Raw genomic sequence first — 24,298 nt, 5'->3', positions numbered from 1 at the left:
TCTTTTGGCGGTAGCTTTGGTTAGAATATAAAGAGGATCAGTTCTCCTAATAAACTTCTTTAAAGTTTATTAGGGGTGACCTATTACTGATAAAGATAGGCTTTGATTTGTTCCGAGGCATTTGGAGACAGAGACTTTGCCATAAATCCCTTTATTAAATTGTCTATCCCATTTTCCAATACATCAAGGGCTGTACTTTCTCGCGTAGCCTTTGTTTCTTGGCTATCAGCTATAGCTTGAGTATTAGAAAGAACTAATCCTGCTGTTTGATTTGCATATTTTTGTAGAAATGTAAGAGCAATATATCCCCCCATTGACTCACCTGCAATAATCGCTTTATCAATATTTAAGTAATCTAATAATTGTTTAACTTCATCCGCATATTCACTCATAGAGATTGCCCTTCCATCCGCCCCTGATGATTGGCCAAAGCCCCATAAATCTAAAGTAATAACATGAAAATGCTTTTTTAGCCCATCCAGTTGGGGTTGCCATAAGCGTTGATCGGTTGGAAATGCGTGAATGAGTACAAGAGGTTTGCCTTGGCCAACTTCAGTATAGGAAATAAATTGATTTGAATCAGACAGTTTCATTGTTGATGCAAGCAGAATATTATTGAAAAAACAAAGAAATAGAGGAAGGATTAAGAGGGATCGTTTCATCAAAATTACTCCATTAAGTGTTTGTAACTTCCAGTTACTTTGACTATATAGCAAAAATAAAATCATAGATCGGGCCTTGGCCTAATTACTAAAATTCAAATTTTGCTCATGGTTGGGCCAAGGCCCAACCTGAAACTACCAAGATCACTATTAATCCGGCAAAGACATTAAGCTTGCATTACCACCTGCGGCAGTAGTATCTACGGTATAGGTTCGCTCATGACAAAGTCTAATTAAATAATTAGGCCCGCCTGCTTTGGGTCCCGTTCCTGATAGCCCTTCACCTCCAAAAGGCTGCAACCCGACAACAGCTCCTATCATATTGCGATTCACATAACAATTACCGGCATGAACTCTTTGCCTAATATACTCAACAGTTTCATTAATTCGGCTATGAATTCCTAAAGTTAAACCATAATCGGTAGCATTAATTTGTTCAATAACATGATCCAAATCCTTTCTCTTGAATTGAATTACATGCAACACTGGGCCAAATACTTCTTTTTCCAACGCATTGATATGATCTATTGCAATAGCAGTCGGTGGCATAAAATGGCCTGATTCAAGTGACTCATCTAATGAACATTGATAAATAATTTCAAAGCGTTTTTTCATATTATCTACATGAGCAGTTAATGTAGATAAAGCAGTTTTATCAATGACAGGCCCCACATCAGTGGCTAACCAACGAGGATCACCGACTACTAATTCAGCCATTGCACCTTTTAAAAGTGCTATTGTTCTTGGATAAACTTCTTCTTGGACAAATAATACACGCAATGCCGAGCATCTTTGACCTGCACTTCCAAACGCAGAGTTTACCGCATCAACAACTACTTGTTCTAACAGAGCAGAAGAGTCAACAATCATCGCATTTTGTCCCCCTGTTTCAGCAATTAACGGGATAATTTCACCACCGCGTGCCGCCAAGGTGCGATTAATAAGATATGCTGTGTCTGTTGAGCCAGTAAAGAGGACTGCTTTTATTCTTTTATCTGCCACTAATGCAGCACCAATCGTCTCACCAGGGCCAGGAAGCAGTTGTATTACCCCTGCCGGAATTCCTGCTTTATGCATTAATTTAACGGTATATGCAGCGATTAATGGAGTTTGTTCTGCGGGTTTTGCTATGACACAATTTCCAGTAGCCAACGCAGCAATAACTTGACCTGTAAAAATAGCTAAGGGAAAGTTCCATGGGCTAATGCATAATACTGTTCCTCGTGGATGAAGACTTAACTCATTTAGCTCGCCTGTATAGCCCGATAAGCGTAAAGGTTGGGTCAATATTTGCTGTGACTGTGTCGCATAATAACGACAGAAATCAATCGCTTCTCGCACCTCAGCGATGCAGTCATTCATTGTTTTTCCTGCCTCAAGACAAGCTAAAGCCATAAGTTCAGTATCATTTTCCTGCAACAAATCAGCAAAACGATTTAGGCATACAGCTCTTTCTCGAACAGCGGTATTTGACCATATAGGAAAAGCTTTGGCCGCTTGTGATAAAGCTTGCTCTACATCTTCAAGTGTTGCATTTCGAACAGTTCCAATGATATTTTCAATTTGTTGCGGTGATTCTATTTGTTGCTCTTCACCTTTAGAGATGGCATTCCCTGCCACAATAGGCTCTGAAACCCATTGTTGTAATTTCATTTTTGCCATTTTTTGCTGTAACAACGTACGTTCGATGCGATCAGAAAAATCAAGACCTTTGGAATTTTTTCGAGAGGGTTGAAATATATCTGCTGGCAAAGGAATATTTTTATTCATTTTATGCAATAAAGACTGTGCTTTTTCAACAGGATCCTCAACTAAAGTATTTATGGGCGCGTTATCATCAACGATACGATTTACAAATGAAGAGTTAGCACCATTTTCTAATAGCCGTCTTACTAAATAAGGCAATAAGTCTTCATGACTTCCTACAGGGGCATAAATACGGCATGGAATTCCATAACGCTCTGCAGGCACAACTTGCTGATACAACTCATTCCCCATCCCATGCAGACATTGAAACTCAAAATCTCGATAATCTCCAGTGATATTCAAGATCATAGCAACAGAATAAGCATTATGTGTGGCAAACTGTGGATAAATTGCATCAGTCATAGTTAGAATTTTTTTCGCACAGGCCTGGAAAGAAACATCTGTAAAAACTTTTCGGGTAAACACAGGGTACTCCGCCAACCCTTGCATTTGAGTTTTCTTAATTTCACTATCCCAATACGCACCTTTAATTAAACGTACCATTATGCGTCGCTTTTTTCTTCTTGCCAGTGCAGCAACCCAGTCTAATACATAAAAAGCTCTTTTTTGATAAGATTGTATCGCCAATCCAAAACCGTTCCACCCATCTAAACTGTCATCATTAAAAACACGTTCGATTACATCAAGGGATAGATCTAAACGCTCAGACTCCTCGGCATCAACTGTTAAAGCAATTCCGTATTCCTTAGCTAAACAAGCCAATGCTAATAGTTTAGGCGACAACTCAGCCATAACACGTTCGTGTTGGCTTTCATTATAACGTGGATGCAATGCAGACAGTTTGATAGAAATTCCTGGGCGTTTATATACATCAGAATCTGTTGCAACCTGTTTGCCTATCGCCTCTATTGCTCGTTTATAGGCCTCAAAATAACGTATCGCATCAACAGAAGTAAGAGCCGCCTCACCTAACATGTCGTAAGAATAGCGATACCCTTGAATCTCTTTCTTTTTGGCTCGAGTGAGCGCTTCGTTGATGGTACGTCCCATAACAAATTGCTTACTCATAATACGCATTGCTTTATCCACTGCTTTTCTAACTACTGCCTCACTACTGCGATTAATTAGCTTCATTAGTGATTTCGTTAAAGTAGTTTGTGCTTTTTCAGGAGTAAGTATCTTACCGGTTAACATTAATGCCCAAGTAGTTGCATTTACAAAAAATGAATCACTTTGACCAATGTGAGATTTCCAGTCACCGCCAGATAATTTATCTTTAATCAAATTATCGATTGTGGCGCTATCAGGCACACGAAGTAATGCTTCAGCAAGACACATGAGAGCAATACCTTCATCACTTGATAAAGCATATTGTGTCAAAAATGAATCTATACCAGTGCTTTTTTTACGCTCAGTTCGTACTGACTCAACTAATTTAGTTGCACTGTTTCTAATCGCAATCAATTGCTGTTCACCTAGTGTCGCTTTTTCACAAAGCTCTGTTATCAATGATAACTCATCAACACGATAGGCCTGACTAATGGCAGCTCGTATTCCTTCGGGTAACTGCATGATCTGCTTTTCCAGCATAGTATTCTCCGAATCAAACATGGAACTATTCTCTTGCCTCTTTTTCTCTAAGACATAGAAGAGATAAGTAGAAGCTGGGTTTAGGATAGTTTTAAAAGGAAGAATGAAGTATAGTTTAGTGCCCCATAAAATGGAATGCACTTAAACTATTTTTGCTGTAAAAATTACCCTTTCCAGCATGAAATCAAGATAAAATGCCTCATTTTCAGCACAAATAATGTTGTTTTTTTGATCAAACAGAATTAATTAAGAGCAAATAGATTGGATTTAAAAAATCCGAATAGAGTAAAAATTACTCCATTTGGTTAAAAATACACCTATCATGGACTATCGAATTAAATTAAGCCTATGAATTGAGTAATATTTTATCCTGATGGGTAATTAACGACCTTATGATTTTACAATTACATGATTTGTTAATATAATCACCATTTTTTTGAGGAACAGTAATGGTGAATAAGAAAAAGAAAGGAGATGTATGAATACTTTATTGACTCTAATCTCAACTTTGATTTTGACCAGCAATATTACAACGAGCACTGCTTCATTTGCTCAGTCTGAAACTGACATTAATACTAAAGTAGAGCACTTAAGCCATAAAGCGCCACAGTTAAACAAAAAAGTATTAAAACTTGCTTTAACTGCTTATAAAAATGCAAGCAAAAAAGGTAGTGTTAAAAAACCTGTATTGACTGTGATTGATTACTCTTTACCCTCCAATAAGCAACGTATGTGGATCTTTGATCTTCGTAGAGAGCGTCTTCTTTATAATACCTATGTTGCACACGGTAGAAACTCTGGCGTAAATAGAGCAAGTCATTTTTCTAATGTCCCTTCCAGTAAACAATCCAGTTTAGGAACTTACATTACAAAAGATACTTATATTGGTAGTAAAGGATATTCTTTAAACCTACAAGGTTTAGAGAAAGGCATCAACGATAATGCATTAAGTAGACGCGTAGTGATACACGGTGCATGGTATGTAGAGCCAGACTTTATAAAAAAAGCTGGACGTGCAGGATTATCCTGGGGCTGTCCTGCAGTCGCACAAACCCTAGCAAAACCAGTGATCAATACTATTAAAAATGGTTCTGTAATTTTTGCTTATTTTCCTGATAGGAAGTTTTTATCGCGTTCTGGCTACTTGGTAGGATAAAATAAAAAAGCCAGGGTTCCCACCCTGGCTTCCGCAGTCATCCGTATAAGAACTAAAGTTCTTATTGTCATCCTGACAAAACCACATCCTTATGATTACAATTCCTTTTGTCTGACTTACATCCATATAAGTCATGTTTTAAATGTAGCAATAGAAAATAAGAAGTGCAAGACCATTAAAACTGAGAATGTCTTACTAGTCTCCCTAAATAAATAGATTAAATTTGGAAAAAGAATTTTTAAAACAATCAGTTAATTTAATATTGATGAGATTGCATTTAAAATAACAGTCATTGTCTTTAATCAAATTGAGAAATTTCTTACAAGAGATCCAGCAAAAAATCCTATGTTAATTTTGTAAAAAATAACATATCAACCTCTTTCAAAAAGAAATAATCAACGATATACATGTCTAATGCTTGATTCTCTCAGAAGATATGCTAGTTTATTCAGCATCTCGATTTTGCTTTAGAGAAAAATGATGAATAAACAATCGTTGACAACAGTAAAAAAAGACAAGCTCCAAATTATTGACTGGCTTATTGAGCATTTTCCTAACGCTTTTTTTAAAAAAGGTACCCAAATAAAACCCCTAAAAATTGGTATATTTGATGATATCATTGATTTCTATGAGCGGTTGGATTCACCTCCTTTTAGTAAAAAATCATTGCGTGATGCCTTAAGCTACTACAGTGCGTCCCCTGCTTATTTAAATTGTCAAAAAGAAAATGCTGCACGAATTGACATTTACGGTAATGAAGTTGACGTAGTCACTCAAGAGCAGGCTAGATATGCCTATCAGCGTTATCAAGAACGGTACAACAAAAAGAAAAACTTAGAAAAAAAAGAATAAATATACTTTTGTTCTTAGTGTACTCATCCTATTTAGAAACGCGGAGCTTACATTAAATAAGCGCCGCAATAGAATCACAGACTTAAAACCAGATGAATGCTATAGCAGTCTAGAAGACACTCTTTCTGCACGATATCCAATAGGCATGTATTCATTTGGCTGATTGGAAGTTCTTTTAAGATCTCACAGTGCGGGAAATTGTAAACATAACCTGATTTTTAATCTAAAATTATTACAAATGGATGGATGAAGCAAGGGATGAATCATGCGTATCAAACTGACTCTTTTTCTCATTTGGATTTTCTCTTATGCTTATGCTACTGATCAAACAAACATTGGAAACTGGACGCAAAATTTACTAATAGAAACACTTTCTGCAAGTTATAAAGACACCCCTTCGGAAATTAGAGCTGTGCAAAAAAATTATCTCCCCTATGCATGGGGCCCAATGCATCAATTTTTACTTGATAAGCGTCTTGAAATTAATGAGAAAATGCTAACCTTACATCCAAAAGCATTGACCACTCCCCAAATAATAGAAAGCAATAACTGTGAATTAACTCCTTGTTGGCAAGTAATTCAATCGTTTAATATCCCAGAATTATCCCTTAATATTGATTTATCACTGCAGGTTATTCCAGGAAAGATTGTTAAAGGCTCTGACTCGCCTTTTGTAGTTCAAAGTCTCTCAATGATCTTACGTTATTATTGATGAACAAATTATTAGGAAATTTGCATAGCACATCAACCTTGTAATGCTAATAAATAATTCACTTTCAAATCAGTTCCTAATGAAGCTTTTCTTAAAAAAGGGTTATAATCCATTCCTTTTATATCAATCAATTTAAATCCAAACGAACGAGCTATGGCAAGTAATTCGCTGGGTTTTATAAATTTTTTATAATCATGTGTTTGTTTAGGTAATAAATTTAATAAATATTCCGCAGCTATAATTGCAGTAGCATAGGCTTTAACTGTCCTACTTATCGTTGATAAAAATAAAAAACCCTTCGGTTTAAGTAGGCGTCTACAATGTTGCAAAACCAGCTCAGGATTCTGTACATGCTCCAACATTTCCATACAAGTTATCACATCAAAGTGCTGATGTTTATATGCTTCAACAGAAGTACAAAAATAATCTATGTTCAAATGACTTGTTTTTGCATGCTCCTGCGCAACAAGGATTGTATCAATTTCAGCATCAATACCAGTAACTTTTGCGCCTGCATTTGCCATAGTTTCGCAAAGAATGCCACCACCACATCCCACATCTAAAACATTTAAGTGAGCTAATGGAACATGTTGCTGTATAAAATCAAGACGTATTCCGTTAATATCATGTAATGTTCTTAACGGGCCTTCAGTGTCCCACCATAACTTAGCGTGTTGAGCAAACTTATTAATTTCTTCGGGATTAACAGTCGTTTCTGTATTACTCATGATGCAATAAATCCAAAGATTTAAAAAAATGAATCACTTGGGGATTCGTAATAAAACTGACATTATAGGGGTGTTCAGCGATAAGACCTATAGGTAATTTATCAAGAGCAACAGTTTTTGCGATTTTACCTAACAAAATCAATTGAATATCTGGCTTAATTAGTGCAAGTTGAGCAAAAATACTTTGCATAAAAGGCATCCATTTACGTGCATGATATGGAACTTTCCCTTCACTATAAACCAAGCAAGCATTGAGTAATAAAATACCTTTTTGCATCATTCTCTCAAACAATTCATTTGCTGTTTGCACCAATGGACTTTTGTCAATGAGGGCAATGCTTGCTTGTGAAGTATCCTCTTCGAGAGCGCCACGAGCTTTCAATAACATTTTGATTATATTACGTAAAGAAGTTGCTCTATTGACCGTTTTACTCAGTCCATTTAAGCTCCATAAACTTCCTACCGAATTATCCCAAAAAGCATATCCATTTGCCGACTCTTTACGTGGATATGGCGACTCACCAAGTAAGATATATTGAGTTTTTGTAAGCGGCAAACTAAACGCTGTTAATAATCTCTCTTTTCCGGGCAACCAATCTTCAGTATTCATAAGCTGATGTAAATAGTCTTGATCCATGGCTTCTAAAGCATTAATTAGGATCCCCTTCCATTCAGAATGACAATGATGCAAAAAAAATTGATTTTTCACTTTATTATCCTGTAGCGAAGAATCAAAAAACACTTCCATTATGCCCCCTTTTTAACTACAATGATGATTGATTAGACACTCTCTATGGAAGTCATGAGTACTACAACAAAACCACAAAGCACCTTCACTAGTGATGCCATCCATAATCGTAACTGTTACGCCTATTTTCTTCAATTAAAACCAGTCCTAAATAAAAAAATTAATTCTTTATTGCCTGTTTTTGCCAAATTGCACTCAATAATGGGGCAAGAATATAATGACAGCTACCCTTACGGCGATTTATATTCCTCATGTATCGCTTCCTTGGAAGAGTTCATTGGCAATAATTCAATTGAAAAAGTCAAAATTCTTGATGATTTAGTGCTAGCCATCTACCATAATGATAATCATATTCTTGAAAAACCATCTGAATGGATAAATGACATAGGTGCAAAAACTCGTCCTCAAAAACCCGCAGCTAATAAAATTAAACAAAAAGTAAAAGATACACATGATACTATTAATCAGCGAACACCAAATGATGTTGGTGGTATTTTTAGCCGTTTGTATTCTTTATTTTCGAATGATTTTAAACCTCAATATGAAACCAATCTACCGTCAATAAAAAATTATTCTTATAAAAATGTTTTAGATCCTATAGAGTACCGTTTTAGCACGCAGGCTCAACGCCATAATGGCAAAACCAGAATTAGTCCTCTTTTTAAACGTTGGTTACAAATCAGTGCCGAAAAAAGCAGCTCTACACAACCAATATGCCATATCTATTTTAATAATCTAGGATTAGATCGAAGTGATCTGAATCTAGCAGGCTCTAAAGAAAGAAAGTTCACTCTTGAACTTCACAAACTTGAAAAAAATCCCAGTTATAAAGTTTTGGTTATTACTCTCCCTGCCCATGAAGGCTTAATGGACTCAAACCATTATAAGATAACTAATGATCGATTATCCATTCTCTCTGTATTTAATGAGTTTCTTGATGTGGCCAAAGGAAAGCATCATAAAAGTGGGATTTCTGATTTTAAAATGAGTCGTGAAGCACGAAAACAATTGTTTGGCACTTCTAAAAATGAAGAAATAACCCTAAAAAGCTTACTTAAAAAAAGCTTTAAAGCACAAGGTTTGGAAAAAAATCACTTTATATCTACTGCCCAGAAACAAGCTATTTGGTTGCATTTTATCAAATACGAACTAACAAATTATATTATTGGTACAATTCAACCTAATAGTTTTAATTTTTCATGTAAAGACGCTATAGACCGTGGCGCCCTCTCTTCATCTTATTTTAATTTGATTCGATCTTTTGAGTTAAATAAACCTATAACTCGAGAAGAATTTGAACGCTCTATAGATGCTGCGGCTGCAAGCATTAAAGGCCGAGGAATGAATTTTCATAGAAAAATCATTTGGAATGCATTAAATGTGTATGTTAATGCAAACTACGCAAAGCTATTCGCTAATCGTGAAAAATCATGGTTGATTTACTGGCGTGATATGAATTGTCCTCATAGTCAGGTTGAAGAACTACTGAAAATCAGACTCGAACAAACTATTGAACAATTTAAGCAACTACCAGAAGATGAAAAAACTAAGAATGCAAAAGCACTAGGTTTGAAATTGTTACACACAATTTACGAATTAAATGAACAAAAAACTAGTGGTAAGCGTCTCTTACTCGAAGCAGTCTCGCGAACCTCGGAGTTAATGCATTTATCATCAAAAAAATCAATAAACGATTACAAAAACTTAGCAAATGAGCTTAAGATAAATCATCCAGTTTTATATGCACTTGGTGGTCTCATGGAGTTATTACTAGGTGCAATTTTTTACCTCCCTTCTTTAGGGTATTCACAAAAGATGATTGATCATGGACTGGCTACGGCAAATACTGGCTTTTTTGCATATAATCGAACAAAACTAAGTAATGAAATACTCGAGTTTTCCTTAATTGAATCTCATGACCCTATATCAATAAGAGCGCATAACACCAACTGAGATGCTAAAAATTAGCGTCCAGGTGTTGTATTAAATAATTCCAAAAAAACAAATTTTTTACTTGCTTATTCATTCTTTGTGGTTAAAAATAGAATCTACAGGGAGATTATTAAACACAGGGAGTGGGCATGGCTAGTAATGAAGAAGAACTTCAAGAGAAATTAAAAACCGAATCAAATCAGTCTGATAAAAATAGAGTCCTTGTTGAAAAAACATTAGCACAAATGAATTTTTCAGATGCGGCCAAACAATTATTATTGGATCCAAATAGCCCTACAACAGACTTAGATAGTATACAAAGTATTGCCTTAACACAGGAACACCTGACACAAGTTAAAAAAAGCTTGGGCGCGATTGTAGATAGTTTGCAAGATAATCCTAGCCTTATTTCGCGTGCTGCTAAATTTTGGGGTGAGATCCCTTTATGGCAAAGAATTTTAGGTGGTGTTGCTATATCTGGCCCTACATTTCTCGTAGGTGCTGCCGCACATATTGGTTTTTTAGTAACTATTAGCGGTATAAGTGCCCTAGCTTATACTACCAGTGGTATTATTCTTGATGATCATCATTATCATAGTCAAAGCATTGCTCAGAAAATAAAAGAAGGAATTTTTGGCGTTGCAGAAGTGCTTGAATTAACTATTGGCGCATTAGACTCCATTCGTAGAAAACTAGCTATTGAGGTTGAGCGATTTAGAACCGAAAATGATAAGCTTGCCAAAGAGATTACTCACTTATATGATGAAGTTGAAACATTGAGTATGCAGGTCGAATGCTTCCAAAAGACTGAGGAGTTGTTGCGAAAGCAAAAAACAGATCTTGAAAATATCTCAATAACATTAAAGCAAGATTTAGAAAAAAATGGTGAGCTTTTTCAAGCGAATCAACTGGAACTTGCTAAAGTTAAGGGATGGCACGAAAAAAGCTTATTGCAATTGTCTGAACAAGCTTCTCAGTTGTCAGAAGTAAGAAAATCTATGGGTAAAGAAGTAGAAAAGGCAAAAAAAATCGCCTCAACTTTAGAAACAACGGTAAGATTCTTAACCAATACAGGAATTAATGACACCAAGCAACGAGAAGTATTTCAAGAAAAGCTTGATGAGTTTTTAGAAAAAACGAATAGTTTTGATGAAATTACCGAACGAATGAGTAATGCTGAAAAAGAACTTTCGGAAGTTAAATTTGAATTAAAAGCCAGTAATGAACGATATAAACTATTGTTAGACCTCCAGGAAAAACTAATTTGTCGTCTGGAACTTCTTGATCAAAGTGTAGACTCAAGTATGAATCCAGAACTAACCCCGCAAAGAATACAAATGCCAACTCAAAATCAAGAACAAGTAAAAACTGGGGGATTATTGGGGGTTTTTGGATTTATGGCTAGACCTCTGTGGCCAAGCAGTGTGCCAAAAATAGATCAAAAAGATCAAGAAAAAACCGAAAATAAAGAGCCTAGTGAAGGAATAAAATTAGCCCAATCTCTATAAAATTTAGAGTCAGTTCTGCTCTCAGATACTTTGTGCATAAAGCAAAAGACGTAAGTGGAGCAGAATAACCTCTTTAATATCTTGGTGCAATTTGAATCTTAGATATGAAGAAGAAAAATCGATACAATTACGAGTTACTCGCTTCCAAAGGCACCAAACACATTGTGAACCATCTTAATTTAAGTTATTGTGTATCCTTTAGTTTTAAATCTAAAAACCATGAAAAGCATATATAAAAAGCTCATAACTAGAATAACAAATAGCCAAGAAACAATGGTAGAACAACTTCATCAGTTTTGTGAGATCAATTCTAGTACATCCAATTTACCGGGATTGGCACAAATGATTGATGCATTACAAGCCGCATATAAGCCAATCGCAGATACAATCCAAATACAAAAACTTCCTTCAATCCCTGTTATTGATATGTCAGGCAATACCCAAGCACAAATCAGCGGTGATGCCTTATTTATTAGAAAAAGACCTCACTTACAAAGGCGTGTATTACTCAGTGGACATATGGACACAGTTTACTCTCCAGAAAGCCCATTCCAGAAATTAACTTATATAAATGATAATTGCATTAATGGGCCAGGTGTAGCTGACATGAAAGGAGGACTTATTGTCATGTTGCATGCCCTATCTGCTTTTGAGCAAGATGAGAATGCAGTAAAACTAGGTTGGGATGTACTGATCAATGCAGATGAGGAAATTGGATCTCCCGCATCAAGTATGCTTTTTGATGAATTAGCTGCACATTATCAGGCAGCATTAGTTTATGAACCAGCAATGACCGAAAAAGGCACCTTGGCTAAAAATCGCAAAGGAAGCGGTAAGTTAACTCTTATTGCTACGGGAAAATCAGCGCATGCAGGCCGTGATTTTTCGGAAGGCCGTAATGCAATTTGTTATTTGGCTGAAGCAGTATGTGCCATTAATGCACTTAATGGAAAACGCGATGGAGTAACCATTAATATCGGTAAAATTGCAGGAGGCCAAGCTCTTAATGTTGTTCCTGATAAAGCCGTAGCACAGCTTGATATCCGCATTAATCTGCCTGAAGATGAGTTTTGGGTACGGACTGAGTTAGATAAAATCATTCAGAAACTCAAACGTCCAGATTATTCTTTGAGTCTATGCGGGGGTTTTGGCAGACCGGTGAAACGTATAAACTCTGGTACAGAACGTTTATTTCATCGCATTCAGCATATAGGAAAAGAGCTAGGCATTTCTATAGATTGGAAAGATAGTGGTGGCTGCTGTGATGGTAACAATCTAGCAAAACACGGAATACCTGTCCTAGACTCACTCGGAGTAAGAGGAGGTAAGATTCATAGTGAGGAAGAATATATATTATTAGATAGCTTGCCAGAACGTACCGCACTGAGTACGTTACTTTTACTGGATTTAGCACAAGGTGGTTTAGAGGACCTAACAAAATGATACTATTTCGAAGCGCTTGTGATAATGATTTAGATGCAATTCATCATTTGGCTGAAGAAAGTGGAATTGGAATTACTACGCTTTCCAAAGAGAAAGAAATATTGCAAAAACGTTTGTCGTGGGCTACTGATTCTTTCAAAAAAGAGATCCAACAGCCGAATAATGAATATTATTTATTTGTATTGGAAAACGAAAATGCAGAAATCGTAGGGGTTTCAGGCATTGAATCGCGCACTGGGCATGATACACCTTTTTATTCCTATAAAATTTCCAAACGTACACGTGTTTGTCGCTCATTAAATATTAGAAGCGATTACGAGGTTTTGAGTTTGGTTAATGATAATCAAGGAAGAAGTGAAATTTGTACTTTATTTTTAGAGCCTCAGTACAGAAAGAAAAATTATGGCCTATTACTTTCTAAAGCTCGTTTTTTATTTATGGCTCAACATACTAAGCGCTTTGCTTCTACAGTAATTGCTGACATGCGTGGCATTTCTGATAAAAATGGTATCTCGCCTTTTTGGGAAAATGTAGGTAGGCATTTTTTTCATATGTCCTATGCTGAAGCAGATCGTCTTACCATAGCAACGGATAAACAATTTATAGCAGATTTGATGCCGCGAAATCCTATATACGTTAAATTACTCTCCGCGGAAGCTCAGTCGGTCATTGGTCAACCCCACCCTTCCACTGCTGCCGCCATGAATATATTGTTAAAAGAAGGATTTAGATATAACAAATACATAGATATTTTTGATGGTGGCCCTACTCTTGAAGTACCCATCTCAGAAATAAAAACTATAGAATTAAGCCACATTGTAACGATTAAAAGTATTAGCGATGAAGTGAGCAGCGCTGATTATTTATTGTCTAATGCCCAATTAGATTTTCGCGCAACCATTAATAGTGCCCTAGTCAATAGCGAAAATAATACTTGTATTATTAGTAAAAAAACTGCTGAATTATTAAAAGTAACATGTGAAGATCAGTTACGCATAGCTCCTTTACAATTTGATCATGAGGAATAGGATGTCTAAAACACCAATGATGCAAGGCAAAGGTCAATACATCAATGGACATTGGATAAGAGGTAGTGGAACTTCTTTAGAGTCTATCAATCCAAGTTATGGAACTTTGTTTTGGCAAGGAATAAGCGCTACTGAGCAAGAAATTTCTGCAGCTTGTCATGCAGCACATCAAGCACTATTCACCTGGTCTACCCTTGATTTTGATCAACGGGCAAATTATACCAAAAAATTTGCACAACAAGTTGAAAAAAATCGCGATCAATTAGCTTACTTAATTGCAGCGGAAACAGGAAAACCATTGTGGGAAGCCCAAACTGAGGTTTCTGCAGTCATAGGAAAAATTAATTTATCCATTCAAGCCTATCATGAAAGAACAGGGGAAAAAACAAACAAAACTCCTGAGGCAACGGCTTGCCTTCGTTTTAAACCCCATGGTGTTGTGGTAGTTCTAGGCGCATTTAATTTTCCGGCCCATCTTAGCAATGGACATATAGTTCCTGCTCTGTTGGCGGGCAACACCATTCTTTATAAACCAAGTGAATTCACACCTGCTGTTGCTGAATTTATCATGCAATGTTGGCATGATAGCGGGCTACCTCCTGGAGTAATCAACTGTTTGCAAGGAGGTGCCGCTTGTGGAACTACATTGTTATCCCAAGACATTCAAGGAGTCTATTTCACAGGAAGTTATCAAACTGGTTTACGGATACATCAACAATTTAACAATAAGCCTGAAGTCATTTTAGCACTTGAAATGGGAGGCAATAATCCTTTAGTGATTGATAAAGTCAATGATCTTACTGCGGCGGTCTATCATACTTTACTCTCTACTTTAATTACTTCTGGTCAACGATGTACTTGTGCACGTCGAGTTATCATACCTGATTCAGTTCAAGGTGATGAGTTTTTAGAGCATTTTATTAAGGTATGTGGATCCGTCAAAATAGGGCCATTTGATCAACATCCAGAGCCATTCATGGGCTCCATAATTGGTCATGAACAAGCATTAAAACACTTACAAACGCAACAAAAGCTTATTGAATCAGGGGGCAAACCATTATTATCTATGTCATTACTTGCTGAAAATACGGGTTTACTTTCACCTGGTATTATTGATATGACTCATTACCCTAATCCTCCTGACGAAGAAATTTTTGCACCTTTGGTACAGATCCATCGCTACAGTCATTTTGAACATGCAATAGAACTTGCTAATCAAACACGTTACGGTCTAGCGGCAGGATTATTAAGTGATGATGAACACCATTATCATCAATTTTATCAAGAAATACGTGCTGGATTAATTAATTGGAATAGGCCAACAACAGGAGCTCCCAGCAGTCTTCCTTTTGGTGGGATTGGTTTAAGCGGAAATCACCGCCCCAGTGCTTATTTTGCAGCTGATTATTGTTCCTACCCAATAGCTAGCATGGAACAAACTCATTTAACAAAACCAGCCCAGATTTTACCTGGCATTGTATTAGAATAAAAAATTAGTGATTCTCTTAACTTCCTCCGTAAAGAGAAAAAACGGAACATGGACTATTAAAAATGAATGCTTATGAATTAAATTTGGACGGCTTAGTTGGCCCTACTCACAATTATGCAGGTCTTTCAATAGGAAATATTGCTTCTACTTCTAATGCCTTAAGTGTCTCAAATCCTCAAGCCGCAGCGCTTCAAGGATTACAAAAAATGCGTTTGCTTCATGAAATGGGTTTAAAACAAGGTTTGCTACCACCTCATCAACGCCCTAATCTTGAACTCCTTCATCAATTGGGTTTTAACGGCACTCCAAGTGAACAAATTAATAAAGCGTATAAAACGGCTCCAGAGCTTTTAAGTGCATGTTATTCGGCTTCAAGCATGTGGACTGCTAATGCAGCTACAGTTTCTCCCAGTATAGATACCCAAGATAATAAGCTTCATTTTACAGTAGCAAATCTTATATGCAATTTACACCGCCATCATGAAGCTGATTTTTCAAAAAAAATTCTAGAGATTATTTTCTCTAATTCTCACTATTTTAGCCATCATCCGATTTTACCAAAATCATTGATTACAGGAGATGAAGGTGCTGCAAATCACAGTCGCCTCTGCCAAAGCTATGGGAAACCAGGAACCCATCTCTTTATTTATGGAAAAAAAGCCTTAGGAGCAAACAATATTGGACCAACAAAATATCCTGCACGGCAAACCAAAGAAGCATCTGAAGCTATAGCTCGCCAGCATCAACTCATGCCACATCAAGTTGTTTTGGCTCGCCAAAATCCAGATGCAATTGATCTTGGTGTTTTTCACAATGATGTGATTTCAGTAGCTAATGAATCAGTTTTTCTTGTCCATGAACAAGCGTTTGCTGAACAAGACGCTGTATTAAATGAATTACGTGAAAAAACCATCTTTCCATTAACAATTATTGAAATCTCTCAGAATGAACTTAGCATTCGTGATGCTGTTGAAACTTATTTGTTTAACTCACAAATCGTTAGTTTAGGCGAGCAAAATTCTATGCTGCTCATTGCCCCTTATGAGTGTCAAACTAATCTTCGCGCCCATGCCTGTATTGAAAGGATACTCTCTGAGAGCAGTAATCCCATCAACTCCGTTCGTTTTCTTGATCTCAAGCAAAGCATGAGAAATGGTGGAGGCCCAGCTTGTCTTAGATTACGCGTCCCTATAAATCAGGAAGAACTTCAAGCCATGCATCAAGGAGTTTTAATTAATCATGAACTATTAAATACTCTCGAAAAATGGGTAGTAAAGCATTATCGCACTGAATTGACAACAAGCGATTTAGCTGATCCTAATCTGGTCAATGAGGTCTTTTATGCTTTAGATGAATTAACACAAATCTTAAAATTAGGTTCAATCTATCCCTTTCAATTAGAGAAGATGCGCTAAAATGTGGCAAACAAAGATGGGGACTTGCATTTATACTTCTCCTTCTGGCTATAAAGTATATCAAAATTTATTTTATCGATGGTTAACTTTAGGAAGTGATGCATTACAGACTGTAATCAACAGGCGCGATCCTCATAAACCTATTTTATATTATCTTCCTGCCCTAACCTTGATGGCTCGTACCTATCCTGGAACCATTTGTCTTTTAGGACTTGGAGGTGCAGGAATTCCATTGATGTTAAACGATAGACCATTGATCGCTGTAGATAATAGTGAAGAAGTTATTGAGATTGCAAACCGTTTTTTTATGGCAGATCACTTAAAACATTTAACTATTGTCCATGAAAATGCTATGGACTACGTACAAAATTGTAAAACAACCTTTTCGCATTTGATTGTTGATTTGTACAATGCTAATCATTTCCCCCCCGAATGTGCTGATGAAACATTTTTTAGCTCCTGCAAAAAAATAATCACCGAAAATGGTTTTTTTGCGATTAATTTAGCTAATTTAAAAGAACAATATCCTCTTTTTCAGTTGCTTAAAAAACAGTTTAAAAATACTTTTATTGTACCCATAAGAAATAGTGCAAATATGGTCATTTATGCAGCAAAAAGCGACAGCATGGAATTGTTTATCCATAAAATAGAACAAACGGCAGCATTTAAACGAATCATTTGGGTCGACTCCTGGGGATATGTAGGGGATTATAAATAACTGCGTTACCTCATGCAGGGACTGCTAACATTAAGACAATCCTCGACAGTCTTTAATTGACTCTCCCTTAGATCTTTTACAGTGCTTTTGTAACGAGAGGCAATAATAATCGCTGGTATTATGCCAATAATTGTTGCAGCAAGAGCCACACATGCTATTTTAGTTGCGGTTGATAAACAGGGTTGCTTATTTACATCATTAGCATATTTCGTATACAACTCTTGTTTTTTATCTTCTGGGGACAATTCTGCTTTTATAATAAGTTGCCTTGTTTTTTCCAGTAATTTATGCGGATTATCAGACGCCTTATCCTTTAAAATTGTATCCATTAATGTTTCAAGATATTGAGTTTTACTTGGGTCTTCTTCTCTATAACGAAAGATAAGACGATTGAAATTATCAACTGCTTTACTCTGAATTAACTCTGATAAATTTAATTCACACTCCATATTAGGTTTTTGAACTTTACCAATTAAGTCGGGAGCAAAACTTGCATGACCAATTTGACCGTTAAACATCACACAGCACGACTCAGTAGGGTCTGCATGATAAATTGTTTGGATTTCTTTTTCATTTTCAAACGTTCTATTTTGCAAAACTCTTTCAAATTTGTTGTCTGACTCACCTGTAGCACTATTACCTGGATAATGAACTAACTCCAGATTACCGTTAAATCCTTGCCCTATACAATGCTTAATAAAGCCATCTAATTTATCTTTGTCTAAACCACCTGCAAAATGTTGCATCGCAATCTTCGCAATATTACCATCAGCATCTCGTTGAACCATTGTTAGTGCATGACATGCAGACATACCCGCTGTATATATTCCTGCATACTTAGTTGAGTTATCAATAATTACACAGTCTTCCTGATATTTAGGCTTTGGATCCCCCGAATAAGTTGCCCATTTTAAACAAAGATTTCCCTCCATATCCAAAGGGGGAACATTCTTATTGTAAAACTCTGCCTGAGGCTCTACTCCATTTTTTGAGTTAACAAACTTTGGCATCGCAGTCTCCACTTATCCTCTTTCATAAAATAAATATCGCATATGAAGATGATGAGAAAATTAGGGTATCTCATCACAATTTGTATAGCCTTAACGCATACCATTTTATGACTTAAGTTTTAGAATTTATTGTTGATAAAATACGCCCTAAATAAATAGGACATATAAAGAAGAAACAAATTAGCAGCAAATGGGAAGAAATAATGCTTTAGTGATTTTTGACTGCTGCAGTCTACCCTATTTATTTTAATTGAGGTTCGGCCGGGAGCCTGACAAAAAGGACCCTTTCTTGTTTTTAATTCAGTGCAAACTCCACCTCAAGTGTTTTTTCTATTTTATCTTTAGCAATTTCTTTTCTTTTAGATTATTTCGGAGCCAAAGTATTAATAACTGCTTGTTGTAAATGAGTATAATAGTCCTGTTTGTAGAACATTAAATAAAGAGGAATACTCAAAGATTCCATATTTGCAACTTTCCTAAGCGCTGGTTCTTGAGCTAAAATTTGATAAGGTAGCACCGCTCGGCCAATTCCTAATTTAACCGCTTCAATTATTAAATGGATATTATCTAGATAGTGTTGACGCCAAGTACATGGTTTTTCTTGTTGTTGTTGTAAAAAAACATGAGTCATCTCATCTTGAATATCATGATCAAGATAAACATCCTGGACTTTGTTTGTACATTTAGCTGACTCGACTAATATATAGGTTTCTACTCCAATTTGAATAGCTTCAATAAACTTGTTATTAACACAATCCGTTGAAACAATAAAATCAACTTGATTTGTTCCTAAAGCGCTAGGTAGATCTCTTGATTCCCTCTCTATGAGTTCTAGTTTGATATTACAATTTTTAATTAACAATTGACTTAAAGCATCTAGTACAAAAAAACGCAAAGCAGTAGAAATACCACCTATGCGTACAATTCCACATAAACCCTCTTTGCTGTTAGTAGAAATTTGTTCTAAGCACTCATTTTCAAGTGCATTTTTTTTAAGACAATATCTAAACAGTTGATGACCCACATTAGTAAGGCAAATTGATTTGGTATTTCTAACAAATAAATGCCCTACTTTCTGTTCAAGCTTACCTATTCGTTGGCTTAAGGCGGATTGTGTAATACATAAAGACTGCGCTGCCTTTGTGAAATTTAAACAATTGGCAACAGCAAAAAAAGCATCTAATTGCGATGACGATAAGCTCATTAATAAAAATAATAAGTAGATAATATTTATTAATTTTACTAAATGATTTAGGCCGGATAAAGTTCCAAAACGAATTACTGCTTATTTTTAAATGAGATTTTAATGCATACTATAGAAAAGACGTTTAGAGAAAAAATTTTAGCTGAAAATTTTTCCTGCGTAGGAGCTAAAACATCCATCAACAGATCCAAATATCAATTTTGCTTATTAGATAGAATTGCTACTGAAGAAGCTACAAGCAAACTTTATCAAGCGCTAAAAAATTTTACAAATTCACGTATAACTATTGATAATCGTTTTGCTAGCTTTATTGCATGCTTTGCTAGCTCCACCAATATTCAACCAGAGGAATTCGAATATTTACTGTGGTTACAATTAAAAATGTTATATGAAATTGATGAGCTTCCTTGGGATAAAAGCGTTTCAAATGACGTTAACAATCGATTTTTCTCCTTTAGCGTCGCTGGTGAAGCTTATTTTGTTATCGGTCTTTGCCCAGACCATCCTAGAAAATGTCGTGATTTTTATTATCCTATGCTAGTTTTTAATTCACATCATCAATTTAATTATCTTAAACAAATTAACGTCTTTAACAAAATCCAAAAAACAGTTCGTGCTAGAGAGTTACACTACAATGGCAGCATTAATCCTAATCTTATTCATTTTGATGAATGTAGTGAAGCATTACAATATTCTGGTCTTAAAGCTAATCTACAGTGGCAGTGCCCCTTTAACTTTTCAGGAAAAGAATAATGTTAGATTTTCAAATACGCGCCGCTACAAAAAATGATTGGCCGCAAATTGTATCCATTTACAATTACTATATTGTTAATTCTGTTTTTAATTTCGAGCAACAAGTTCATAGCTTAAAAAGTCTTACATTATGGTTTAATAATTTTTTAGATGGTAGCCCTCATCAATTACTAGTGGGTACAAATAAACAAAATATCGTTATAGGCTATGCTGCTACCACACCTTTTAGTGCGATTATGGGTTACCAAAGTAGCTTTAATATAAGCATTTATTGTAATCCTAAATACAGAGGGGTTGGACTAGGCTCCTATTTATTAAATGAACTCATAGAAAGAAGCAAACTTATATCCTTCGCACATAGACTATATGCTGGAGTTACAGTATCAAATGATTTGTCTATGAATCTTTTTCAAAAATTTGGTTTTATAAAAGTTGCACACTTTACTGAGGTAGGTTATAAATTTGACCGTTACTGGGATGTAATTTGGTTTGAAAAGCGTATATAGTGAAACCATTATAACAGGAAACGGCCCTTTTCGTCAGAAGTCCGGACGAACCTCTAATTACTTCCGGTCAACGACAAATTTTCCTTTTAATTCGTAATAATCAAACTTTGTATTACAAATATTGTTATTAACCATAACATAACGATCCGCACAAGGAGCGGAATGATAAATTCTTTGATTATTTTCTCCCTCAAATCTTTTTTTGTTATCCTATTCCAAGGAGTTAAACTATCATTTTTTAATCCATCTTTTTGGCCAAAAAACATTCGCATCTCACTCTCCACTTATGATCTTTCATAAAATAAATATCTCATATAAAAATGATGAGCAGATTGGGGAAACACATCGAACTGTGTATAACCTTTACGAGTATCATTTGTATAAGCTACGTTTTCAAGAATTTATTTTCGAGAAAGTGAAGCAAATTAGCATCAAAAGTTTAAAAAAAATCAATATGACGAATACTCTTTAATATCGATCTTGACAAGAGCATCATGAGTCATAATAATATTTATTGATTTTTAAATAATCAATCTCCTGCAAGGATTGCCGGCCCTAGCTGGAAAAAATATGAATAATAAAATAGTTATGTTGGCTCTAATCTCTTCGTCTATTATTTTCTCTCATAACTCTAATGCTGCTGATTACCATATTAAAGGTTTGTCAGCGAGTACTTCTTTGGGGGTTTTATCAGGTAAAGCTGAGGAGTATGTTTATTATCCAAACACAGATAAGAAGTTAAGCCAACTCGATTGGCGCATAAAAAATGCAGCCATACTAAATGGAGAAATAAATTATAATTTTGTAGATTGGCTTAATCTTGTTGGTCGAGGCTGGATTACCCTAGCAAAAAATACTGCAGCTATGGATGACTATGACTGGCTTAACCCACATCAAAAAAACTGGACGCACTGGTCACATCATGAAAACACACATCTTAATTATGCCAATGAGTTTGATCTGAGCTTAAGAGCGTGGCTACTTCAAAAACAAAATTATAAGTTAGGTGTAGCTGCTGGGTACCAAAGAAACTCTTTTAGCTGGCAAGCAAATGGGGGATGTTATCAATATGACAATGGGGCACATGTTGGTTGTTTTCCAAGTAATGAACCTGGAATTGGGTACCAACAAAAATTTAGTACGCCTTACGTGGGTCTAACCAGTAAATATTCTATCAGTAATTTTGAGTTTAATGCTTTTTTAAAATTTAGTAATTGGGTTTCAGCCCGGGATCATGATGAACATTATGCCCGCAACTTAACATTTAATGAATATGGAAATAATGCTAAATATTATGCTGCAACAATAAATTCGGGCTATTTTTTAACAAAAAATGCTAAAATTTTTGTTGAAGCATCCTACAGTCATTATTCTAATGTGCGAGCTGATAGTGAGATTATAGATAATGATACTGGCCAGCATGTTTATGACAATGACTCATCTGGTTTATCCAATAAAAATTACACCGTTGCCCTTGGGCTTCAGTATCTTTTTTAGAAAATAAGAGTTTGTTAGGTCTTAATTAGCCCAGTAGTAGCTAGGTAATCGGTGATAAGTTTTATGCTTTTCAATGATTTTTCCTTCTCTATGGGCTATTATTTTAAATTAAGGGCTCCTACTTTAGAGTTTCAACTTCATAGCTAATAATTTTCAATAAAACAATACCCAATACAATTATTTTTATTAGCGAATTATTGGGGACAAATAAAATGCAAATTGATTTTCTTAATCGGGAAGAATTACAAGAATTTATTTTTCAATTTGAACAAGCACTTTATAATCATCAACAATGGTATAACTCAATTATCCGTTCCCTTGTTTGTAGATTACCGCCAGATCAGCATGATGTCAGTGTTAATGCTCACAAAGAGTGTCGCTTTGGTCAATGGTATTATGGCTCAAGTTCTCATAAACTCAAACAACACGGCGCATTTATTGCACTAGGAGAAGAACATCACTATATGCATAAAGCAGCCACAACCTTATTAGTTTCGATAAATAACGATAATAAGGTATCACCTCATGATTATGATATTTTTTCAAACAGTATGGAAAAACTGCATTTAGAAATATCTGCTCTGCAGCGAGAATTGAATGAATTGCTTTATAGCCGTGATTCACTTACGGGTACTATCAATCGCAATAATATGCTCCCTATTTTACGTGAACAACAAGAACTCGTTAAAAGACAAGTACAGTTATGCTGCATAGCAATGTTGGATTTAGATAAATTTAAAAATCTTAATGATCAGCATGGTCATCTAGCGGGTGATTGCGTATTAGCTACTGTATCACGGTTCATTATTGAAAATATGCGTCCCTATGATAAAGTTTTTCGCGTTGGTGGTGATGAGTTTTTACTGTGTCTTCAAAATACCAACACAGTTGTTGCCTCAGAAATTATCGAACGCATTCGTAGTGGGATCGCCAAAATGGCAATTCATATTAACAATAACGAGTCTGTCCATATCACAGTATCTATTGGTCTTACATCACTTAAAACAAATATTTCGATTGAGCAAGCGATTGAGCAAGCAGATCAAGCGCTTTATAAAGCAAAAAATGAGGGCAGAAATTGTATACGAATTATTTAATAACTAGTTTGTCTCGGATACTGTATTGCCTTTTATATTTTTAATGCTGCTCGTATGTTTTAGATACAAGCAGAAACTATTTCACATAGTTACTGCTCACTTCATTTACTATACCATCTAATCTTTTTTATTTTTCTTAGATTAAATGATGCTTAAGCAAAATTTGGAATCATCTTTTGAACAGCAGATTTAGCTAATAAATATCTAATGTTTAGAATACATTGTTTACGTTCTTGTGAAGTAGGAACTGTAGCCATTTCTGATTGTTTAGAAAGATAGTCATATTGTTTAAAGGCATGGAATGAATTATCTGATGTCCCAGAAAGTTCACATAGAATCTCTTGCATTTCCTCATCACTCACATGCAGCATATCAACTGGCTTTCTTCCTTTATAATCAAGTGCATCACAATCAGCCCCCCGCTTTAGTAACGCCCTAATCAATTCAGGACAATCACCTCTTAAACAAGCTATATGCAGTGGCGTCATTCCGTTTCTTAAATGGATGCAATTTACTTCAAGCGCTTTTTTGGCAAGTAACGCT

Annotated in this window: 21 protein-coding genes; 14 read left to right on the top strand and 7 right to left on the bottom strand. The window is 35.6% G+C overall.

Annotated elements, in window-relative coordinates; genetic code table 11:
* Nucleotides 1–83 precede the first annotated feature (83 nt).
* On the bottom strand, nt 84–662 hold the full coding sequence (locus tag Lsan_RS11065; RefSeq protein ID WP_058514450.1) for an alpha/beta fold hydrolase: 579 nt from the start codon (nt 660–662) through the stop codon (nt 84–86).
* A gap of 150 nt (nt 663–812) precedes the next feature.
* The gene (putA, locus tag Lsan_RS11060) at nt 813–3,959 is read right to left on the bottom strand and encodes a bifunctional proline dehydrogenase/L-glutamate gamma-semialdehyde dehydrogenase PutA (protein ID WP_058514457.1); all 3,147 of its coding nucleotides are present in this window, start codon (nt 3,957–3,959) and stop codon (nt 813–815) included.
* A gap of 478 nt (nt 3,960–4,437) precedes the next feature.
* Here putA and Lsan_RS11055 point away from each other — a divergent pair, with 478 nt between their 5' ends.
* The 3 genes from Lsan_RS11055 (at nt 4,438) to Lsan_RS11045 (ending at nt 6,679) form a co-directional block, all read left to right on the top strand.
* Complete coding sequence (locus tag Lsan_RS11055; RefSeq protein WP_058514449.1) at nt 4,438–5,115, top strand: murein L,D-transpeptidase catalytic domain family protein; 678 nt, start codon at nt 4,438–4,440, stop codon at nt 5,113–5,115.
* 480 nt (nt 5,116–5,595) lie between these two features.
* The gene (locus Lsan_RS11050) at nt 5,596–5,967 is read left to right on the top strand and encodes a ProQ/FINO family protein (protein ID WP_058514448.1); all 372 of its coding nucleotides are present in this window, start codon (nt 5,596–5,598) and stop codon (nt 5,965–5,967) included.
* 265 nt (nt 5,968–6,232) lie between these two features.
* The gene (locus Lsan_RS11045) at nt 6,233–6,679 is read left to right on the top strand and encodes a hypothetical protein (protein ID WP_058514447.1); all 447 of its coding nucleotides are present in this window, start codon (nt 6,233–6,235) and stop codon (nt 6,677–6,679) included.
* A 32-nt stretch (nt 6,680–6,711) separates the two neighbouring features.
* On the opposite strand, the gene ubiG is transcribed toward Lsan_RS11045, so the two are convergent.
* A complete protein-coding gene (gene ubiG / locus Lsan_RS11040; protein WP_058514446.1) occupies nt 6,712–7,407 on the bottom strand; it encodes a bifunctional 2-polyprenyl-6-hydroxyphenol methylase/3-demethylubiquinol 3-O-methyltransferase UbiG in 696 nt (231 codons plus the stop codon).
* Nucleotides 7,400–8,155, bottom strand: a complete 756-nt coding sequence (locus Lsan_RS11035; protein WP_058514445.1) for a uracil-DNA glycosylase family protein — start codon at nt 8,153–8,155, stop codon at nt 7,400–7,402. Before Lsan_RS11035 ends, ubiG begins: the two co-directional genes overlap by 8 nt.
* Nucleotides 8,156–8,209: 54 nt before the next feature.
* On the opposite strand from Lsan_RS11035, the gene Lsan_RS11030 reads away from it, so the two are divergent.
* The 7 genes from Lsan_RS11030 to Lsan_RS11000 all read left to right on the top strand — a co-directional run bounded on the left by Lsan_RS11030 (nt 8,210) and on the right by Lsan_RS11000 (nt 17,688).
* Nucleotides 8,210–10,108: a hypothetical protein gene (locus tag Lsan_RS11030; RefSeq protein ID WP_083505124.1), complete on the top strand. Its 1,899-nt coding sequence runs from the start codon at nt 8,210–8,212 to the stop codon at nt 10,106–10,108.
* Between the two features lie 128 nt (nt 10,109–10,236).
* The gene (locus tag Lsan_RS11025) at nt 10,237–11,595 is read left to right on the top strand and encodes a LegC2/C7 family Dot/Icm T4SS effector (protein WP_058514443.1); all 1,359 of its coding nucleotides are present in this window, start codon (nt 10,237–10,239) and stop codon (nt 11,593–11,595) included.
* Nucleotides 11,596–11,814: 219 nt separating this feature from the next.
* A complete protein-coding gene (locus Lsan_RS11020) occupies nt 11,815–13,038 on the top strand; it encodes a hydrolase (RefSeq protein ID WP_083505125.1) in 1,224 nt (407 codons plus the stop codon).
* A complete protein-coding gene (locus Lsan_RS11015; RefSeq protein ID WP_058514442.1) occupies nt 13,035–14,066 on the top strand; it encodes an arginine N-succinyltransferase in 1,032 nt (343 codons plus the stop codon). The genes Lsan_RS11020 and Lsan_RS11015 overlap by 4 nt, the downstream gene beginning before the upstream one ends.
* Before the next feature lies 1 nt (nt 14,067).
* A complete protein-coding gene (gene astD, locus Lsan_RS11010) occupies nt 14,068–15,555 on the top strand; it encodes a succinylglutamate-semialdehyde dehydrogenase (RefSeq protein ID WP_058514441.1) in 1,488 nt (495 codons plus the stop codon).
* A gap of 62 nt (nt 15,556–15,617) precedes the next feature.
* Nucleotides 15,618–16,970 (top strand): N-succinylarginine dihydrolase, encoded by a 1,353-nt coding sequence (gene astB, locus Lsan_RS11005; RefSeq protein WP_058514440.1) that lies wholly within the window; start codon nt 15,618–15,620, stop codon nt 16,968–16,970.
* A 1-nt stretch (nt 16,971) separates the two neighbouring features.
* Entirely contained in the window at nt 16,972–17,688 is a 717-nt protein-coding gene (locus tag Lsan_RS11000; protein ID WP_058514439.1) for a spermidine synthase, read from the top strand.
* A gap of 5 nt (nt 17,689–17,693) precedes the next feature.
* Here the strand turns inward: Lsan_RS11000 and Lsan_RS10995 are convergent, their stop codons facing one another.
* Together Lsan_RS10995 and Lsan_RS10990 are read right to left on the bottom strand one after the other, a co-directional pair.
* Entirely contained in the window at nt 17,694–18,698 is a 1,005-nt protein-coding gene (locus Lsan_RS10995; RefSeq protein ID WP_058514438.1) for a hypothetical protein, read from the bottom strand.
* 364 nt (nt 18,699–19,062) lie between these two features.
* Complete coding sequence (locus tag Lsan_RS10990) at nt 19,063–19,902, bottom strand: LysR family transcriptional regulator (protein WP_058514437.1); 840 nt, start codon at nt 19,900–19,902, stop codon at nt 19,063–19,065.
* Nucleotides 19,903–20,004: 102 nt separating this feature from the next.
* Here Lsan_RS10990 and gntA point away from each other — a divergent pair, with 102 nt between their 5' ends.
* The 4 genes from gntA to Lsan_RS21255 all read left to right on the top strand — a co-directional run bounded on the left by gntA (nt 20,005) and on the right by Lsan_RS21255 (nt 23,755).
* Nucleotides 20,005–20,655 (top strand): guanitoxin biosynthesis heme-dependent pre-guanitoxin N-hydroxylase GntA, encoded by a 651-nt coding sequence (gene gntA, locus Lsan_RS10985; RefSeq protein WP_058514436.1) that lies wholly within the window; start codon nt 20,005–20,007, stop codon nt 20,653–20,655.
* Entirely contained in the window at nt 20,655–21,161 is a 507-nt protein-coding gene (locus Lsan_RS10980) for a GNAT family N-acetyltransferase (protein ID WP_058514435.1), read from the top strand. Before gntA ends, Lsan_RS10980 begins: the two co-directional genes overlap by 1 nt.
* Nucleotides 21,162–21,731: 570 nt before the next feature.
* A complete protein-coding gene (locus Lsan_RS10970) occupies nt 21,732–22,658 on the top strand; it encodes an omptin family outer membrane protease (RefSeq protein WP_058514433.1) in 927 nt (308 codons plus the stop codon).
* Nucleotides 22,659–22,870: 212 nt separating this feature from the next.
* Nucleotides 22,871–23,755, top strand: a complete 885-nt coding sequence (locus Lsan_RS21255) for a diguanylate cyclase (RefSeq protein WP_065236300.1) — start codon at nt 22,871–22,873, stop codon at nt 23,753–23,755.
* Between the two features lie 152 nt (nt 23,756–23,907).
* Here Lsan_RS21255 and Lsan_RS10960 read toward each other — a convergent pair.
* A partial coding sequence (locus Lsan_RS10960; protein ID WP_272947149.1) for an ankyrin repeat domain-containing protein occupies nt 23,908–24,298 on the bottom strand: 391 nt, incomplete at its 5' end.

It is taken from the genome of Legionella santicrucis (assembly GCF_001468135.1).
Lineage (GTDB): Bacteria > Pseudomonadota > Gammaproteobacteria > Legionellales > Legionellaceae > Legionella > Legionella santicrucis.
This window is presented reverse-complemented; position numbering and strand designations above follow the sequence as displayed.

Excerpts from the sequence above, each read along its gene's own strand:
- Lsan_RS11065 (WP_058514450.1), bottom strand. The coding sequence starts at position 662 with ATGAAACGATCCCTCTTAATCCTTCCTCTATTTCTTTGTTTTTTCAAT.
- putA (WP_058514457.1), bottom strand. The coding sequence starts at position 3,959 with ATGCTGGAAAAGCAGATCATGCAGTTACCCGAAGGAATACGAGCTGCC.
- Lsan_RS11055 (WP_058514449.1), top strand. The coding sequence starts at position 4,438 with ATGAATACTTTATTGACTCTAATCTCAACTTTGATTTTGACCAGCAAT.
- Lsan_RS11050 (WP_058514448.1), top strand. The coding sequence starts at position 5,596 with ATGAATAAACAATCGTTGACAACAGTAAAAAAAGACAAGCTCCAAATT.
- Lsan_RS11045 (WP_058514447.1), top strand. The coding sequence starts at position 6,233 with ATGCGTATCAAACTGACTCTTTTTCTCATTTGGATTTTCTCTTATGCT.
- ubiG (WP_058514446.1), bottom strand. The coding sequence starts at position 7,407 with ATGAGTAATACAGAAACGACTGTTAATCCCGAAGAAATTAATAAGTTT.
- Lsan_RS11035 (WP_058514445.1), bottom strand. The coding sequence starts at position 8,155 with ATGGAAGTGTTTTTTGATTCTTCGCTACAGGATAATAAAGTGAAAAAT.
- Lsan_RS11030 (WP_083505124.1), top strand. The coding sequence starts at position 8,210 with ATGAGTACTACAACAAAACCACAAAGCACCTTCACTAGTGATGCCATC.
- Lsan_RS11025 (WP_058514443.1), top strand. The coding sequence starts at position 10,237 with ATGGCTAGTAATGAAGAAGAACTTCAAGAGAAATTAAAAACCGAATCA.
- Lsan_RS11020 (WP_083505125.1), top strand. The coding sequence starts at position 11,815 with ATGAAAAGCATATATAAAAAGCTCATAACTAGAATAACAAATAGCCAA.
- Lsan_RS11015 (WP_058514442.1), top strand. The coding sequence starts at position 13,035 with ATGATACTATTTCGAAGCGCTTGTGATAATGATTTAGATGCAATTCAT.
- astD (WP_058514441.1), top strand. The coding sequence starts at position 14,068 with ATGTCTAAAACACCAATGATGCAAGGCAAAGGTCAATACATCAATGGA.
- astB (WP_058514440.1), top strand. The coding sequence starts at position 15,618 with ATGAATGCTTATGAATTAAATTTGGACGGCTTAGTTGGCCCTACTCAC.
- Lsan_RS11000 (WP_058514439.1), top strand. The coding sequence starts at position 16,972 with ATGTGGCAAACAAAGATGGGGACTTGCATTTATACTTCTCCTTCTGGC.
- Lsan_RS10995 (WP_058514438.1), bottom strand. The coding sequence starts at position 18,698 with ATGCCAAAGTTTGTTAACTCAAAAAATGGAGTAGAGCCTCAGGCAGAG.
- Lsan_RS10990 (WP_058514437.1), bottom strand. The coding sequence starts at position 19,902 with ATGAGCTTATCGTCATCGCAATTAGATGCTTTTTTTGCTGTTGCCAAT.
- gntA (WP_058514436.1), top strand. The coding sequence starts at position 20,005 with ATGCATACTATAGAAAAGACGTTTAGAGAAAAAATTTTAGCTGAAAAT.
- Lsan_RS10980 (WP_058514435.1), top strand. The coding sequence starts at position 20,655 with ATGTTAGATTTTCAAATACGCGCCGCTACAAAAAATGATTGGCCGCAA.
- Lsan_RS10970 (WP_058514433.1), top strand. The coding sequence starts at position 21,732 with ATGAATAATAAAATAGTTATGTTGGCTCTAATCTCTTCGTCTATTATT.
- Lsan_RS21255 (WP_065236300.1), top strand. The coding sequence starts at position 22,871 with ATGCAAATTGATTTTCTTAATCGGGAAGAATTACAAGAATTTATTTTT.